Genomic DNA, 15,115 nt, shown 5'->3' with positions numbered 1-15,115 from the left:
ACTCACCGCCTGGCAGGCAGCCGTCAACGCCGACCAGCGACAGGTCAACTGGCACTTCACCACCGATGACGCCCGCACCAAACTCCGCCACCTATACCCCACACATTAGCGGCGACAGTCTACTAGAAACCGGCGCCGGATGGTTGGCCAGAACCCGTAGGAAGCTGGCAGTCCAGCCACTCCTGGAGGTCGCTCCCGCTGGTTAGCGTTGCGGCCATGCCCGCACACATCGTGCTGTTCCCCGGGTCGCCCCCGTCGAACGGCCCTGCCTCCTGCGACGTGCTCGCCGGCCCTCGTGCGGCCCGCGACTCCCGGGTGTGCGTACCGTGACGAAGCTGCTTCTCTCCGCTCATGTGCTCGCCGTCATCCTGGCGATCGGCCCGGTCACCGTGGCGGCGAGCATGTTCCCCGCCGCGGCCCGGCGGGCGCTGGCCGCGCCGGCAGCGGCGCTGGCCGCGCCCGAGGAGGAACCCGAGGCGCCCGACGTCACCGTGCTGCGGACCCTGCACCGCATCTGCCGGGTCTACGCGGCGGTCGGCCTCGCGGTCCCGGTGTTCGGCGTGGCGACCGGAGCCAGCCTCGGGATCCTCGGCGACGCCTGGCTGCTCGTCTCCGCGGTGCTCACCGCGGCGGCCGCGGTCCTGCTCGCCATCGTGATCCTGCCCCGCCAGGACGACATCCTCACCGCGGCGACGAAGGCCGAACGCCTGCACGAGAAGGCGCCCGCGCGGCTGGCCATGACCACCGGCGTGTTCAACCTGCTGTGGGCCACGGTGACAGTCCTGATGATCGTGCGCCCCGGCTCGACCACGGGCGCCTGAACCCGAGCCCTGGTGCGGGGATGCGGCGCGGCGCGACCGGTCTGTGACGTTTCGGAACCCTGTCCTAGGGTTGTCGCACTATGACGGGGATGGCGGGGGCCGGGCGGCGAGTGCGCCCGGACATCTGGTGATCGTCGGGCGGGAACGGGTCGAGAAGGCACTGCCCGGATACACCGTGGGTGAGCGACTGGGGTCGGGGACGTTCGGTCTGGTGTTGGCCGGGGCGGAGCAGCGGACGGGCCGCCTGGTCGCGATCAAGGTGATGGAGGGCGAGCGCGCGGAGGGCACGACCCTCGACTTCGCCAAGGAGGCCCGGGTGCTTGCCGGGCTGGACCATCCCCATGTGGTGCGGGCGTTCGACTATGCCGAGGCCGAGGGTCTGTGCCTGGTGGTGATGGAGCTGCTGGCGGGGGGCACGCTGTCCGCCCGGCGTCACGGGATGGCGCCGGAGCAGGCCTGCGCGGTCGGGCTGGCGGTCGCCGCCGCGCTGGAGCATGCGCATGGCCGGCGGGTGCTGCACCGTGACATCAAGGCCGACAACATCCTGTTCGCCGCGGACGGCACCCCCAAGGTCGGTGACTTCGGGATCGCGAAGCTGTTCGAGGGGTCCGCGGCCACGGCCAGCGGGCTGGCCGGAACACCGATGTACATGGCGCCGGAGCAGATCGAGGGCGGCCGCCTCGGGCCGGCGACCGACCAGTACGCCCTGGGAGTCGTGCTCTACCAGCTCCTCACCGGCGTCCCGCCGTTCGACTCCCGGCAGCCGCTGCCGATGCTGTGGCGCCAGCACCTGAGCGACCCGCCACCGCCGATGACCGGGGTCGCCGACCCGGTCGCGGCGGTTGTCCTGCGTGCGCTGGCGAAGGCACCCGCCGACCGGCACCCGGGTGCCACCGCCTTCGCGCTCGCGCTCGCCCACGCCGCCACCGAGGCCTACGGCCCGGGCTGGGCTGCCCGCTCCGAGCTGCCGCTCCATCTCGCCGACGACGTCCGCCAGGCCACACTCCCGCCACCGCCACCGCCACCGCCGTCCGCGACTCCGCCCCAGCCGGCAGCTGTGCCGGCGCCGAGGACGTCCTTGGCCTCGGCGCATGCCGACGTCCACGATGACGAGACTCTCCTGGCCGGGGACGAGGGTGCACAGCCGGATCAGCGATGGCGGCGGGGTGCCCGACCGGTGGCGGCGGTTGCCGTGCTGATACTCGTGGCGGTGTCGCTGCTGGTGGGACGCACCGTCGGCAGACCCGGCGCTGGCGCCAGCACCGGCAGCGGAGCGGAGGCGGTGTCCCGGACGCTCGCCGCCGAGGCGTCCAGAATCGCTGCCGACGAGCCGGCGCTCGCCCGCCGGTTGGCCGTGGCTGCCTACCGCACCGCCCCGACCCCGCAGGCTGCCAGGAGCGTGATCGCGCTGTTCGTTCCCACGAGCCAGCCGCTGGCCACCCTCGCCGGCCACCTCGAAGCCGTCACCGGCCTCGTGTTCAGCCCGGACGGGAAGCTGCTCGTCACGTACAGCTACGACGGCTCCGCTCGGCTGTGGGACGCGACCGCGAGTGGCGAGAACGCCCAGCCCCTCGCCGTTCTGGGCTCGGCCAGCGACGACATCATGAACGAGGTCCTCGACGCGGCTTTCAGCCCCGACAGCAGGTTGCTCGCCACCAGCAGCAATGGAAGCGTCCGGCTGTGGGACACCACAGCCCAAGGCGGGAACGTACAGCCACGGGCCATTTTCCCCACCGGCTCCGATTTCATCGACAGCATGGAGTTCAGCCCGGACGGGAGACTTCTCGTCACCCGGAGATACCGCGACACGGCTCAGCTGTGGAGAACTGACGCCAGCGGAACCGCCCAGCCACTCGCCACCGTGGGCCCTCTTGAGGAAGTGCTGGACGTGGAGTTCAGCCCGAACAGCGAGGTGCTCGCCACGGCCGGCATCGCCACCGTCCAGCTCTGGGATGTCAGCACTCGTGATCAGAACGTCCGGCCGCTCGCCGTTCTGACGGGTCACAGCAGCCTGGTCACGAACGTCGTGTTCAGCCCGGATGGCGAAACGGTCGTGGCCGGCAGTGACTTCGACAGCACTGTGCGCCTGTGGAGCGCTTCCGCCCGCAGCGGGAACGTGCCGTCGGTGGCCACCCTGACCGGCGTCACCGGGGTCCGGTTCAGCCCGGACCGCAGGTTCTTCGCCGCCTATGGCGGCAGGTCCGTGCGGCTGTGGGACGCCAGCACCCTCGGCCGCGACGTCCCACCGCTGGCCACCTACACCGCGCCGGCCGGCGACATCCGGGATCTGGTGTACCGCCCGGACAGCAGGATCTTCGTCACTTCGGCTCCGCTCGATGGCTCCGTGTACCTGTGGGATGCCACCGCTCGGGGTGCGGGCATCCCGCCGCGGGTCACCATTTCGGATGAAAGCGGCGATTTCGCGGCTGACCCCCTCGCGCGCGAGACACAGGACCCTGTGTTCAGCCCGGACGGGCGCTTTTTCGCAACCCATTCCCGGAACGCCGCGCACCTGTGGGATGCCGACGCACGCGGTACGGCCGCACCGCTGGCGATGCTCCCCGGTGAGGCCGGCCATCTCTACGGCACGGTTTTCAGCCCGGACGGGAAGTCGCTTGTCACCAGCAGCTACGATGACGCCGCCAGGCTGTGGAACCTCGACCCCGGCCGAATGGTCACCGCTGCCTGTGCCGAGAAGACGAACCTGCTTACCGAGGCCGAATGGGCGGCTGTGGTCCCGGACGCCCGATACATTCCGCCCTGCTCCTGACGCACGTCCACCCCGCCCGAGCCGGCGTCAACGTCAACTCTCCTCCGGTCTCGTCCGGTCTCGGGATGGTTCACGACATCCGCGACCGGGACGCCGTCGAGGCCGGCCGGAGATTCTCAAGGCCCAGGCGGGAGGCCGCCTCGGGAAGTGCGGTCAATGCTGTCTGCCTCATGTTCCGGGACGGTGCCGAGCCGGCGGTGGGTGAGTACCGGGAACTCGGCACGTACGGCGGACAGCCGGGCGGGGTCGAGCACGGCCCGCAGGACCGCGGGCCCGCTGTCGCCCCGGACGAGGACCTCGCCCCACGGGCCGACCACGAGGCTCGTGCCCGCGATGGCGGTGCCGGCCTGGCTGCCCGCGACGTTGCAGGCGATGAGAAAGACCTGGTTCTCCACAGCCCGCGCCCGCACCAGCAGCTCCCAGTGCTCCAGCCGCGCCAGCGGCCACGCGGAGACCACCACGACCAGCTCGGCGCCGCCGTCGACCAGGAGCCGGAACAGCTCGGGGAACCGCAGGTCGTAACAGGTGGCGAGGCCCACGGCGCCGAGCCCGGTGGGCACGACGCGCACCTCGTCGCCGGCGGTGAGCAGCGTCGCCTCCGCCGACTCGTAGCCGAACAGATGGATCTTCCGGTAGGTGCCGAGGACCGCGCCGTCGGGGCCCAGCAGGGCGGTGGTGTTGCACAGCGCGCCGTCGGGCGTGCGCTCGACGAAGCTGCCGGCGACGAGGTGCAGCCCGCGCTCGGCGGCCACCTCGCGCAGCGCGCCGATCGTCGGGCCTTCCAGCGGCTGCGCCTGCTCCTCGTACCGGTCGAAGTTGAAGTAGCCGGTGGCCCACAGCTCGGGCAGGACGACGAGGTCCGTCTCCCGCGGGTCGAGCGCGCGCAGCTGGTCGAGGACCCGGGCCACCCTGCTGCCGTGGTCCTCGTCGTCGGGGCAGGCGAGCTGCAGAAGCGTCACTCGCACCGGGGCGGCGGGGTCATGAACAGGTGTCCGCGGTGTGGTTGTCATCAGCGCCTCACTCCCCCCAGGGCGGCATCCCGTGTTCCTTGTTCCGCCGGGCCCGCGGGCCCGGCGTCGGTTCGCTACAGCCGGGTGAGGTCGATCCTGACCGGGAAGGGGGCGACCGTGTCGACGAGACCCGTGAAGACCTCACCGTGGTGGTAGGCCCTGGTGGCCGGGTCGAGAACGTGGGTGTGGACGACCGGGACCCCGGCGGGGGGCTGCTCGATCCGCCAGTAGTAGGAGATGCCGACCTTCGCGTACTGCTCGGCCTTGACGATCCGGTCCGTCGTCTCCGACCCGGGGGAGACGACCTCGGCGACGAGCAGGATGTGCTCGGGGCGGGTCGGTGAGACGTCGATGGTGTCGGCGCGGTAGACGACCACGTCGGGGCGCCGGTTCGTCAGCGGCACGTCCTGCAGGCGGACGTCGAAGTCGAAGTCGGCGTTCCAGTCCGGCCCGGCGGCGGCCTCCAGGGCGACCGCGAGAAACTTGACCAGCCGGTTGTGACGCTTCGACGCGCTGGGGCTCACGACGACCATCCCGTCGACTATCTCGATGCCCGCGCACTGCTCGTCGGACCAGGAGTCGTACTGCTGCGCCGTGATCTGCTGGTGCATCCAGGCGGGAGCAATCATCTCGGCGGTGATGACGCGTCTCCTTCCGCGGACCGGCCAGCGTCAGCCGTCCTAGCCAGGGTAACGCGCCCAGGCCCGCCCGGCGGCCGCCTCACGCGTGCCCCGATGTGCCTCCGCAGGCCTTCGCACGCCTACGCGGGGGAGTCCCGGGAGTCGGGCGCGGGCGGGTCCGGGCTGTCGGCTCCGGCGATGAGGGCGAACACACGGTCGCGCCGCCTGTCCCAGTGTGCGGCCCGTTCTCCGGCCCGGGCCAGCTTCCGCTCGTCGTAGGAGCGCCGGGCCCACGGGCTGCGCGGGGCGGCGAGCCGCGTCACGCCCCACACCCCGATGACGGTCGCGAACACGCTGAACAGTGCCAGCCAGGGCTTGCCCTTGAGCGCGGTCAGTACGGTCAGGGACAGGTTGACCAGGACGAACGCGACCACCGTCCACCGGGTCAGACGTTCGTCCGCGCTGATGTTGTCCAGCCCGAAGGGGGCGGCCCGGATCAGCAGAAGCCCGGTCAGCGCCGTGGCGACGATGACGGCGTCGACGGACGAACGGCCCTCCCTGGTCCAGTAGACGTCCTTCAGGTGGAGCAGCAGCGCGAACTCGTCGAGCACGAGGCCGGCCCCGATCCCGAAGACGAGGGCGAGGAGGTCACGCCACGGACCATCGGTGTCCGTGGCGAAACTGACCGTGCCGGCCGTGAGCACCATGAGCACGCCGAAGAACTCGTGGTGCAGGTGCACGCCCCCGGCCGAGACGTTCCCCGGCCACCACCGGACGTTCGCGCGGATGAGACGGGCGGACGTCCTGATGAACAGGAAGCCGCCGACCAGGCCCAGGAGCAGGAGCAGCAACGGCTCGCGGCCGGTCCTGGCGATCTGTTCGTGATACGAGCCGGTGAGCCAGGACCACTCCATGCGCGGAGTCTGTCAGCGGCCCGTGCCCCCGGCCGGCCAGGACGGGTGGGCCGGCCAGGACGGGTGGGCCGGCCAGGACGGGTCGCGGCCGATGAAGCCGAGCAGGCGGGTCTGGGCGTCCGCGTCGTCGGGGACGGCGACCCGCGGCCCGTACTGGCCGGAGCCGCGGATGACGTCCTCCATCTGCTCCATGCCGCCGACCAGCTGGGCGCAGTGGTCGGCGTCCAGACGGTCGTCCTGGCCGGTCGCCCGGGCCAGGTCCCAGGTGTGCATGAAGACGTCCGACGTGTAGATCATGTCGGTCGCCGCGGCCAGCGGAAGATCGCCCATGTGCGGGTTGTGCAGCACCAGGGCGGCGGTGGCCGGGTCGTCGAGGAGCCGCTGGACCGCCTCGGTGTGCACCTGCCAGGCGCCTGCCGGGTCCTCGCTCACCGCCGGGCCGCGCCGCAGCGCCGGCCCGCCGCTGCCCTCGACGAAACCGGCGAACCAGGTGCACAGATGGTCGACCACGTCACGCGCCGCCCAACCGGCGACCGGGGTGGGGACGTCCCAGTCGCGGGTGCCGAGCACCCGGTCGGTGAAGGTGGCCGCTATGAGCCGATGGCGCTCGGCCGGACGGTCGGCGAGCGTCGCCGGGGACACCGGGGACACCGGGGACGCTGTCATCTCAGACGGCACCCGAGGACACCAGCGCGGCGAGCTTGGCGTAGCCCTCGTTGACGCCGGTCTCCATACCGCTGCGCAGCCAGGCGTCGCGGCCTTCGAAGCTGTCGACAAGGGACTGGGCGTGCAGCCGGGTGCGGCCGTCGCCGAGATCCTCGAACCACAGGGTCTCGAGGGCGACGCTGTCCGGCTCGCCCTCGAAGGTGAAGGTCTGCACGAGCCGGTCGGGACGGACCTCGTGGAAGCAGCCGCGGAACCGGAACTCGTGACCGTCGTGGCGGGCGACGTAGCGCCAGCTGCCGCCACTGGTCGCGTCCCAGTGCTCGATCGTCGTGTCCAGACCGTCCGGCCCGACCCAGCGGACGAACAGGGCGGGGTCGGTGTGGGCGCGGAAGAGCTGCTCGGGAGTGGCGGCGAAGTCCCGCGTCATCCGGATCACCGGCACGTTCGGGTCGGCCTCGATCCGGGTCGTCTCGGCCGTGGCGGTGCTGCTGCTGTGGGTGCTCATCAGGCTGTTCCCTCCAGTGGTTGTTCGTCGCCCGTGGTGCCTTCGTTCGCGGTGCGTTCGTTCATCGCGGCCAGCAGCGCGTCGAGGCGGCGGTAGCGCTCCTCGGCGCGGCGGCGGTAGCGCTCGATCCACCCTGTCATCAGGTCGAACACCTCGGCCTCAAGGTGCACGGGGCTGCGGTGCGCCGGCCCGGCCCTGCTGACCAGACCCGCCTGTTCGAGGACCTTCAGGTGCTTCGACACGGCCTGGACGCTCATGTCGTAGGGCGCGGCGAGCTCGCCGACGGTGGCGTCACCCTCGGTCAGCCGGGCGACCAGATCCCGCCGCGTCGGGTCCGTGAGTGCCGCGAAGAGCCGCGACAGCTGATCCACACCCACCTCCCTCAACCATTCGGTTGACGAAAAGGTTAGGCGAAAGCCGCCAGGACGTCAACCATATGGTTGAGGATGGCGGCTCGGAGTGCTGGCGGCTCGGAGTGCTGGCGGCTCGGAGTGCTGGCGGATCGGAGCGCTGACGGTGCGAAGGCGGGTGCGGCGCGCGTGCCCGTCCGCGCTGGTGGTCGCCTTACCCCGCCGGGCCGAACACGGCGGCGAGGGCGTTCAGAGCGCCGGGCACGGGCCGGTAGTAGGCCCAGACGCCGCGCTTCTCGCGGCTGATCAGGCCGGCGTCGACAAGGACCTTCAGGTGATGGCTGACGGTCGGCTGGGTCAGGCCGAGGGGTTCGGTGAGCTCGCAGACGCAGGCCTCGCCACCCTCGCGGGCATAGATCATCGAGAGCAGGCGCAGTCGGGCGGGAACGGCGATGGCCTTCAGGACGGCGGCGAGCGCCTCGGCGTCGGCGGCGGACAGCGGGGCGCGCGCCAGCGGTGTGCAGCACGCCGACATGGCTCCGGCCAGGCCGGGCGGGGCATCCCGGTCCGGCTCGCCGGCGATGGGGGGGAGCTCTGCGGGCGGGGAGGTCGTGGCCATGGTTCCAGCATGCCCGAGGTATTGACGGCCGTCTATGTCATCGGTCATCCTCGCTCTCGTCAGACATAGACCTTCGTCGATGTGAGGTGGTCGTGATGGCCAGAGTCCAACTGGCGTTGAACGTCTCGGATGTGGACGCGGCGGTGGAGTTCTACCGGAAGCTGTTCGGCGTCGAACCGGCGAAGCGCCGGCCGGGCTACGCGAACTTCGCGATCGACACCCCGCCGCTGAAGCTGGTGCTCATCGAGAACCCGCAGGAGCGCGGCGCCGGCGTCGCCGGGGCGCTCAACCACCTGGGCGTCGAGGTCGAGACGACCGAGGAGGTCACCGCCGCGGCCACGCGGCTGGTCGGCGCCGGCCTGGCCACGGCCGTGGAGGAGAACACGACCTGCTGCTACGCGGTGCAGGACAAGGTCTGGATCGACGACCCGGACGGTGCGCCGTGGGAGGTCTACACCGTCCTGGCCGACAGCGACTCCGCCCGGCCGGGGGCGACGCTGTCGGCGGCCGAGCGGCGCGACGGGCAGGCGGCGGCCTGCTGCACGCCGGCCGCCCCGGCCCCGGCCGCCGCGACGGTGGCGAGCGGGGCGGTCACCCTGCTCGCGGACGAGCCGGCCTCGGCCGGCCACTGCTGCTGACCCGCCCGTGACCGATGACCCGCCCCTGACCGATGACCCTGGCGGCCGGCCTCCGCTGGCGCGGCGGCTGGCCGCCGAGGCGGTCGGCAGCCTGCTGCTCGCGGCGCTGGTCATCGGCTCCGGGATCGCGGCCCAGCAGCTCAGCTCCGGTCAGCCCGGCCTGCAACTGGTCGAGAACGCCGCCGCGACCGCCGCCGGCCTCTACGCGATCATCCTGATGGTCGGGCCGGTGTCCGGAGCGCACCTCAACCCGGTCGTCACCGTGGTGGACGCGGCGTTCGGCGGGCTGTCGTGGCGGGACGCCGCCGCCTACCTGCCGGCCCAGGCCGCCGGCTGTGCCGGCGGCGCCGTCCTGGCGAACCTGATGTTCGATCGTCCGGCGGTGTCGATCTCCACGCACCACCGGGCGTCGGGGGCGCATCTGCTCGCCGAGGTCGTCGCGACCGCCGGCCTGACCCTGCTGATCTTCTCACTGGTCCGCTCGGGCCGCGGGGAACGCGCCCCGGCCGCGGTCGGGGCCTACATCGGCGCCGCCTACTGGTTCACCAGCTCGACCAGCTTCGCCAACCCGGCGATCAGTGTCGGCCGGATGTTCTCCGACACCTTCGCCGGCATCGCCCCTGCCTCGGTCCCCGCGTTCGTGGCCGCCCAGCTGGTGGGCGGCGCGGTCGGCTACGGCCTGGTCCGCCTGTTCTACCGGACTCCCGTCTCCCGTCCCTGAGAGGACCTGCCCATGTCCGACACGCCGTCGGTGCTGTTCGTCTGCGTGCACAACGCCGGTCGCTCCCAGATGGCGGCCGGCTTCCTCACCCACCTCGCTGCCGGCAGGGTCGTGGTCCGCTCCGCCGGGTCGATGCCGGCCGAGAAGGTCAACCCGGTCGCCGTGGCCGCGATGGCCGAGGTCGGCATTGACATCACCACCGCGGTCCCGAAGATCCTCACCGCCGACGCGGTCGAGACCTCGACCGTCGTGATCACGATGGGCTGCGGGGACGCCTGCCCGGTCTTCCCCGGGATCCGCTACCAGGACTGGAACCTCGACGACCCCGCCGGCCAGGGCATCGACGCCGTCCGCCCGATCCGCGACGCCATCCGCGCCCGCGTCGAGAAGCTCCTCGACGAGCTGCTCCCCACCGGCTGATGCTCCCCACCGGCTGAGAGGAAAGGCCGGAACGGCCGTCGAGCGGAGCGAGCCCACGCCCGGCCCGGACCCGGACCCGGTCCCCGTGTCACATCCGGGCGCGCGGCGGTGCTGTGTAGGTATGGACCTGATACGGCACGGGCAGGCGGCGGGCGTCCCCGCTCTGGCGGGCCCCGGGGCAGCTGCCGTCGGCGCCGGCAGCCGGGACGGGGCGGAGGGGAGGAGCGGGCGGATGGCGCTGTCCCGTCCAGCGCGCGGCGCGGCGGCGCACAGCGCGGCAGCGCACAGCGCGGCGGGCGGTGTGGCGCACATACGGCCCGACCTGGACGAGGTGTTCCGCCGTGACTACCGGGTGGTGGTCGGGGTCGCCGCCGGAGTCCTCGGTGACCGGCACCAGGCGGAGGACGTCGCCCAGGAGGTCTTCCTCTCCTTCAACCGGTCGACGGTGCCGGCCACGCAGACCCGCGGCTGGCTCTGCGTCGCCGCCGCCCACACCGCGCTGAACCACATCCGTTCGCACCGGCGCCGCGCCGGGCGGGAGGAGACGGCGGCCACGGTCGCGCACGCCGTCGGCGTGCCCGACGTCGCCGAGGCCGTGGTCCTGCGGGACGAACATCGCCAGGTGCGCGCCGCCCTCGCCCGCCTTCCGCGCACCCAGGCCGTGGCGCTCGTCCTGCGACACAGCGGCCTGAGCTACGCCGACGTCGCCGCCGCCCTCGACATGTCCCCGACCAGCATCGGTACCACTGTCCGCCGCGCCGAATCCGCCCTACGAAAGGAGCTGCACCGTCATGGGTCACACATCTGACGGCGTGCTGCGCCGGCTGCTCGACGAGCCGGCCGGGGTGGCCGACGCCGACCGCGAGCACACCGCGAGCTGCCCACGCTGCCTGGCCACACTCGTCACCATGCGCGAGGACGCCGCCGCCGTCCACACGGCACTGATCGCCGCCGGCACCATCGCCGCCCCCGTCGACGAGGACGCCGCCTGGCACCGCCTGGTGGCCGCGGCATCCGCGCCACCCGCGGCATCCGCCGCATCCGCGGCCGACATCGGCCGCCCGGCCGCCCGCTCCTCGCGCCGCCGGAGGGTGGGGCAGTTCGCCCGCCGGCCGATCGTCGCGGCCCTGGCCGCCTCCGTCGTCATCGCCGGGGCCGGCACCGCCGCGGCCAACGGTTGGCTGCAGATCTTCCAGACCGAGCGGGTCGCGGTGATCGGCCTGCGCGCCTCCGACCTGGTCGCGCTGCCCGACCTGAGCGCGTACGGCGAGCTCGAATGGAGCCACCAGCCCGCCCTGCGGGAGGTCGATGACGCGGCGGCCGCGGCCGAGCAGACCGGTCTCGAGGTGCCCGACGTCGAACATCTTCCCCGTGGCGTCGACGGTCGGTCGCTGATTCAGGTGAGTGACGAGGCCGAGGCCGTGTTCACCTTCTCGACGGAGCGCGCCGCGCAGGCGGCCGCCGCCGAGGGCCGCCCGCTGCCGCCCGTCCCGCCCGGTCTGGACGGGTCGCGGGTGCGGCTGACCGCCGGTCCGGGCGTTGCACAGATGTGGCCGTCCACGAGCGGCGCCCCCGCGCTGATCGTGGGCCACGCCGTCGCACCCAGGGCGTTCTCCTCCGGTGTCCCGTTCGGGACGGTCCGCGACTACGTCCTCTCCCTGCCCGGCCTGCCCGACGAGGTCGCGGCGCAGCTGCGCACCTACGCCGCGGACGGCACCACGCTGCCGCTGCCCGTGCCCAGCGACGAGTTCACCACGAAGCCGGTGGACGTCGACGGCGCCTCCGCGACCGCGCTGGCCAGCCGCGACGGCACCTTCGCCGCCGTCGTCTGGGTGGACGGCGGCGAGCTGTTCGCGGTGGCCGGCTCGCTGTCCACCGACGAGGTCCTCACGACAGCCCGGGAGCTCCAGTGACTTCCCCGACGCCTGCGGCCACGGCCGCCGCCACCACCACCGACGTCGACGAGGCGACGCTGCGTGCGACGGCACGCCTGGTCGAAGGCCTGCACCCGTCGCCCGCCGTCTGGAGCTCCGGACTGCGCAAGCGGTACGGCCGGCGCACCGCCGTCGAGGACGTCTCCCTGGAGGTCGGGCGAGGCCAGATCGTCGGCCTGCTCGGCCCCAACGGGGCCGGCAAGACCTCGGTGATCAAGATGCTGCTCGGCCTGGTCCGGCCCGACGCGGGGGAGGTGCTCCTGCTCGGCCGCCCGGCCAGCGACCCGGCCGCCCGCGCCCGCGTCGGCTACCTGCCCGAGCTCTTCCGTTACCAGCCCTGGCTGAGCGCGGCGGAGGTGCTGACCCTGCACATCCGGCTCTCGGGGGCCGACGTGACCGCGCGGGAGCGGCAGGCCTGCCTGGCCCTGGTCGGCCTCGCCGAGCGTGCCGGCGACCGGGTCGGCGGCTTCTCCAAGGGGATGCAGCAGCGCCTCGGGCTCGCCGTCGCCCTGATCGCCCGGCCCGAGCTCGTGATCCTCGACGAGCCGACGAGCGCGCTGGACCCGCTGGGCCGCGCCGACGTCCGCGACATCGTGCTGGACCTGCGCTCCCGCGGCGTCGCGGTGCTTCTCAACTCGCACCTCATCGGTGAGGTCGAACGGGTCTGCGACCGGGTCGTGATCCTCGACCGCGGCCGGGTGGCGGCGGCGGGCACGCTGCGTGAGCTCCTCGGCCAGCGCGAGCTCCGGCTGCGGCTGACGGACGTCTCCCCGGCCGCGCACCGCTGCCTGACCGCGGTCGGCGGCGTCGAGCGATCGGGCGACTGGTACACGGTGGTGCTGCCGCCGGACACCGCGGACACAGACAGCAACGCCTACGGCGACAGGAATGTGACCGGCGCCCGCACCGGTGCGGGCGCGGGCGTGAGCGATGGCAACGGCCCGGGCGGCGCGGCAGCGGACGTCGTCCCGGGTCTGGTGGCCGAGCTCGTCGGCCTGGGAACGCGCGTGCACGCCGTCGAACCCGCACGGATCAGCCTGGAGGAGCGGCTGCTCGGCATCCTGCGCACCGGCTCCGCCGACCGACCGGAGGACACGCGATGACAACCCGACTGTCCCCGCCCGGAGCGGGCGCCTCCCCGCCCGGAGCGGACGCATCGCCGTCCGCGGCAACGCCACCCGCGGTCGCCGCGTCGGGACAGCGGCCGCGGGCCCGGCTCGGAACGATCCGGACGGTGCTCACCATCGCGGCGCTCACCCTGCGGGAGGCCTCGCGGCGCCGGGTGATGCTCGCACTGGCCGTGCTCACCGTGCTGCTGCTGACGCTGAGCGGCTGGGGCTTCTCCCGGTTGGCGGCCGAGGCCGACTCCGGCGGGCTGACCACCGGCGAGCGGCTGCTGGCGTCCTCACAGATCCTGAACCTCGTCATGTTCGGGCTCAGCCTGATCGCCGCGCTGGGCACGGCCTTCCTCGCCGGCCCGACACTCGCCGGCGAGACCGAGTCGGGTATCGCGCTGGCCGTGCTCGCCCGGCCGATCCGGCGGTCGGCGTTCCTGCTGGGCAAGTGGCTCGGCCTGGTGGCGTTCGGCAGCGTCTACACCGTCCTCGCCGGGCTCGCGCAGTGCCTCGTCGTCAAGGTGACGGCCGACTACTGGCCGCCACAGCCGGTGTCGGCCCTCGCCCTGCTCGCCGCGCAGGTCGTCGTGCTGCTGACCCTCGCGCTGCTGCTGTCGACGGTCGTCTCCCCCATGGCCTCGGGTGTGGTCGCGGTCGGTCTCTTCGGCGCCACCTGGGTGGCCGGTGTCGTCGGCGGTATGGGGGTGGCGCTCCACAACGAGAGCATGGAGCGGGTCGGTGCCGTCTCGCGGATCGTGCTGCCCACCGACGGCCTGTGGCGCGGGGCGATGCACGGGTTCCAGGATCCGTCGGTGATCCTCCGGCTCAGCGGGGGAGACCTGGCGGCGTTCCCGTTCCTGAGCGTGTCGTCCCTGACCGGTGTCTATCTCGCCTGGTCAGTCGTCTGGGTGGCCATCATCTGGGCGCTGGCGGCGACCTCCTTCCAGCGCCGCAACCTGTGACTCCGCCCGGCTGACCCGGCTGACCCGGCTGACCCGGCTGACCCGGCGGAGCTGGCTGATCCGGCTGATCGGCCGGGTCAGCCCCGCACGGGTCCGGCGGCCCAGGCGATGCGGGACAGGCCCGAGACGGTGGTGATCCCGGTGTTCATGGTGGCGCTGTTCCGGGTGTAGACGGCCATCACGTAGTCGCGCCCGCCGCCGTGCACATGGGCCAGGCTGTCGATCACCCAGCCGCCGTCGTACGGCAGCCAGCCGTTCTTGATCTCCACCGCGACACCGGACGGCACGCCCGCCGTCAGGCCCCACCGCTGGGAGGAGACGACGCTGCGAAGCAGCTCTCTGGCGGTGGTCCGGGCGGCGGCGGACAGCGTCCGGTCGGGGTAGGCCACCGCGCGCAGGACGGCGAGCTGGTCGCGTGCCGTGGTCTTCGTCAGGCCCCACTTGCCGCCGGCGCCGGCGGTGGTCGAGGTCATGCCGAGGCGGCGGAAGAAGGCGTTCATGCCCGCCGTACCCCCGGCCTGCTTCCAGAGCGTGCTGGCCGCCGCGTTGTCACTGACCGAGATCATTTTTCTGGCGAGCGCCGTCTGGGCGGCGGTGAGCCGGCCGCTCGTCCCGGTCTTCGACAGCAGTGCCACCAGGATGTCCAGCTTGACGGTGCTGGCGGTCTCCCAGCCCGTCCGGGACGAGTTGCCGCTGACGACGGTCGCCCCGGAGCTGGCGTCGTACAGGGCGACACTGACCGCGCCGGGCCTCCCGGCCAGGTAGGTGCGGAACCGTGCCGCGAGCGCGCTCGCGGTCGTGCCGTTCGCCGCGAGTGACGTGCGTGCGGACGCGGCGCTCGCCGTGCCCGTAGCGGCTGTAGCGGCTGTGGCTGCCGCGGCGCCGGACGTCAGCAGCAGGGCGATCACACTGCCGAGAACGGCGAGCCGCCGCCGGGTGCCTGAAGTGACTGTGTGATGACGGGAGTTCCCGTTCGGGTGCCTTCTGCTGGCCATGCCAGATGTTTACGGACACAAAATCAGTCCAGACATGTACCTCGCGTTAATCAGT

Annotated in this window: 17 protein-coding genes; 9 read left to right on the top strand and 8 right to left on the bottom strand. The window is 72.7% G+C overall.

Annotated features, from left to right (window positions below; all coding sequences use genetic code 11):
* Positions 1–326 precede the first annotated feature (326 nt).
* Complete coding sequence (locus AB1460_RS16570) at positions 327–821, top strand: hypothetical protein (protein WP_368962283.1); 495 nt, start codon at positions 327–329, stop codon at positions 819–821.
* Positions 822–948: 127 nt separating this feature from the next.
* Positions 949–3,591 carry a protein kinase domain-containing protein gene (locus AB1460_RS16565; protein WP_368962281.1) on the top strand — a complete coding sequence of 881 codons (2,643 nt, stop codon included), beginning with the start codon at positions 949–951 and terminating at the stop codon, positions 3,589–3,591.
* A gap of 116 nt (positions 3,592–3,707) precedes the next feature.
* Here the strand turns inward: AB1460_RS16565 and AB1460_RS16560 are convergent, their stop codons facing one another.
* The 7 genes from AB1460_RS16560 to AB1460_RS16530 all read right to left on the bottom strand — a co-directional run bounded on the left by AB1460_RS16560 (position 3,708) and on the right by AB1460_RS16530 (position 8,275).
* Positions 3,708–4,601, bottom strand: a complete 894-nt coding sequence (locus AB1460_RS16560) for a carbon-nitrogen family hydrolase (RefSeq protein WP_368962280.1) — start codon at positions 4,599–4,601, stop codon at positions 3,708–3,710.
* Between the two features lie 74 nt (positions 4,602–4,675).
* Positions 4,676–5,230, bottom strand: coding sequence for a Uma2 family endonuclease (locus AB1460_RS16555; protein ID WP_368962278.1), 555 nt, complete (start codon positions 5,228–5,230; stop codon positions 4,676–4,678).
* Positions 5,231–5,361: 131 nt separating this feature from the next.
* Entirely contained in the window at positions 5,362–6,135 is a 774-nt protein-coding gene (locus AB1460_RS16550; RefSeq protein ID WP_368962277.1) for a hypothetical protein, read from the bottom strand.
* 12 nt (positions 6,136–6,147) lie between these two features.
* Positions 6,148–6,801: a TIGR03086 family metal-binding protein gene (locus tag AB1460_RS16545; protein ID WP_368962276.1), complete on the bottom strand. Its 654-nt coding sequence runs from the start codon at positions 6,799–6,801 to the stop codon at positions 6,148–6,150.
* A 1-nt stretch (position 6,802) separates the two neighbouring features.
* Positions 6,803–7,306: an SRPBCC family protein gene (locus AB1460_RS16540; protein ID WP_368962275.1), complete on the bottom strand. Its 504-nt coding sequence runs from the start codon at positions 7,304–7,306 to the stop codon at positions 6,803–6,805.
* Complete coding sequence (locus AB1460_RS16535) at positions 7,306–7,677, bottom strand: ArsR/SmtB family transcription factor (protein ID WP_368962273.1); 372 nt, start codon at positions 7,675–7,677, stop codon at positions 7,306–7,308. Before AB1460_RS16535 ends, AB1460_RS16540 begins: the two co-directional genes overlap by 1 nt.
* A 193-nt stretch (positions 7,678–7,870) precedes the next feature.
* Positions 7,871–8,275, bottom strand: coding sequence for an ArsR/SmtB family transcription factor (locus AB1460_RS16530; protein WP_368962299.1), 405 nt, complete (start codon positions 8,273–8,275; stop codon positions 7,871–7,873).
* A gap of 95 nt (positions 8,276–8,370) precedes the next feature.
* Here AB1460_RS16530 and AB1460_RS16525 point away from each other — a divergent pair, with 95 nt between their 5' ends.
* The 7 genes from AB1460_RS16525 to AB1460_RS16495 all read left to right on the top strand — a co-directional run bounded on the left by AB1460_RS16525 (position 8,371) and on the right by AB1460_RS16495 (position 14,065).
* The gene (locus tag AB1460_RS16525) at positions 8,371–8,913 is read left to right on the top strand and encodes an ArsI/CadI family heavy metal resistance metalloenzyme (RefSeq protein WP_368962271.1); all 543 of its coding nucleotides are present in this window, start codon (positions 8,371–8,373) and stop codon (positions 8,911–8,913) included.
* A gap of 25 nt (positions 8,914–8,938) precedes the next feature.
* Positions 8,939–9,634 carry an aquaporin gene (locus tag AB1460_RS16520; protein WP_368962298.1) on the top strand — a complete coding sequence of 232 codons (696 nt, stop codon included), beginning with the start codon at positions 8,939–8,941 and terminating at the stop codon, positions 9,632–9,634.
* Between the two features lie 12 nt (positions 9,635–9,646).
* A complete protein-coding gene (locus tag AB1460_RS16515) occupies positions 9,647–10,054 on the top strand; it encodes an arsenate reductase ArsC (RefSeq protein ID WP_368962269.1) in 408 nt (135 codons plus the stop codon).
* A gap of 232 nt (positions 10,055–10,286) precedes the next feature.
* Complete coding sequence (locus AB1460_RS16510; protein ID WP_368962268.1) at positions 10,287–10,862, top strand: sigma-70 family RNA polymerase sigma factor; 576 nt, start codon at positions 10,287–10,289, stop codon at positions 10,860–10,862.
* A complete protein-coding gene (locus tag AB1460_RS16505) occupies positions 10,846–11,967 on the top strand; it encodes a hypothetical protein (protein WP_368962267.1) in 1,122 nt (373 codons plus the stop codon). Before AB1460_RS16510 ends, AB1460_RS16505 begins: the two co-directional genes overlap by 17 nt.
* Positions 11,964–13,091 (top strand): ABC transporter ATP-binding protein, encoded by a 1,128-nt coding sequence (locus tag AB1460_RS16500; protein WP_420497288.1) that lies wholly within the window; start codon positions 11,964–11,966, stop codon positions 13,089–13,091. Before AB1460_RS16505 ends, AB1460_RS16500 begins: the two co-directional genes overlap by 4 nt.
* A gap of 131 nt (positions 13,092–13,222) precedes the next feature.
* Positions 13,223–14,065 carry an ABC transporter permease subunit gene (locus AB1460_RS16495; RefSeq protein ID WP_368962295.1) on the top strand — a complete coding sequence of 281 codons (843 nt, stop codon included), beginning with the start codon at positions 13,223–13,225 and terminating at the stop codon, positions 14,063–14,065.
* A gap of 77 nt (positions 14,066–14,142) precedes the next feature.
* Here AB1460_RS16495 and AB1460_RS16490 read toward each other — a convergent pair whose 3' ends face one another.
* Complete coding sequence (locus AB1460_RS16490; RefSeq protein ID WP_368962266.1) at positions 14,143–15,060, bottom strand: serine hydrolase; 918 nt, start codon at positions 15,058–15,060, stop codon at positions 14,143–14,145.
* Positions 15,061–15,115 lie beyond the last annotated feature (55 nt).

The sequence above is a fragment of the Parafrankia sp. FMc2 genome, assembly GCF_041008525.1.
GTDB lineage: Bacteria > Actinomycetota > Actinomycetes > Frankiales > Frankiaceae > Parafrankia.
Note: the sequence above shows the minus strand (reverse complement) of the source record. Positions and strands in the feature narration are given on the sequence as shown.

Coding starts and splice junctions, on each gene's coding strand:
- AB1460_RS16560 (WP_368962280.1), bottom strand. CDS start 4,601: ATGACAACCACACCGCGGACACCTGTTCATGACCCCGCCGCCCCGGTG.
- AB1460_RS16555 (WP_368962278.1), bottom strand. CDS start 5,230: ATGATTGCTCCCGCCTGGATGCACCAGCAGATCACGGCGCAGCAGTAC.
- AB1460_RS16550 (WP_368962277.1), bottom strand. CDS start 6,135: ATGGAGTGGTCCTGGCTCACCGGCTCGTATCACGAACAGATCGCCAGG.
- AB1460_RS16545 (WP_368962276.1), bottom strand. CDS start 6,801: ATGACAGCGTCCCCGGTGTCCCCGGTGTCCCCGGCGACGCTCGCCGAC.
- AB1460_RS16540 (WP_368962275.1), bottom strand. CDS start 7,306: ATGAGCACCCACAGCAGCAGCACCGCCACGGCCGAGACGACCCGGATC.
- AB1460_RS16530 (WP_368962299.1), bottom strand. CDS start 8,275: ATGGCCACGACCTCCCCGCCCGCAGAGCTCCCCCCCATCGCCGGCGAG.
- AB1460_RS16525 (WP_368962271.1), top strand. CDS start 8,371: ATGGCCAGAGTCCAACTGGCGTTGAACGTCTCGGATGTGGACGCGGCG.
- AB1460_RS16515 (WP_368962269.1), top strand. CDS start 9,647: ATGTCCGACACGCCGTCGGTGCTGTTCGTCTGCGTGCACAACGCCGGT.
- AB1460_RS16510 (WP_368962268.1), top strand. CDS start 10,287: ATGGCGCTGTCCCGTCCAGCGCGCGGCGCGGCGGCGCACAGCGCGGCA.
- AB1460_RS16505 (WP_368962267.1), top strand. CDS start 10,846: ATGGGTCACACATCTGACGGCGTGCTGCGCCGGCTGCTCGACGAGCCG.
- AB1460_RS16490 (WP_368962266.1), bottom strand. CDS start 15,060: ATGGCCAGCAGAAGGCACCCGAACGGGAACTCCCGTCATCACACAGTC.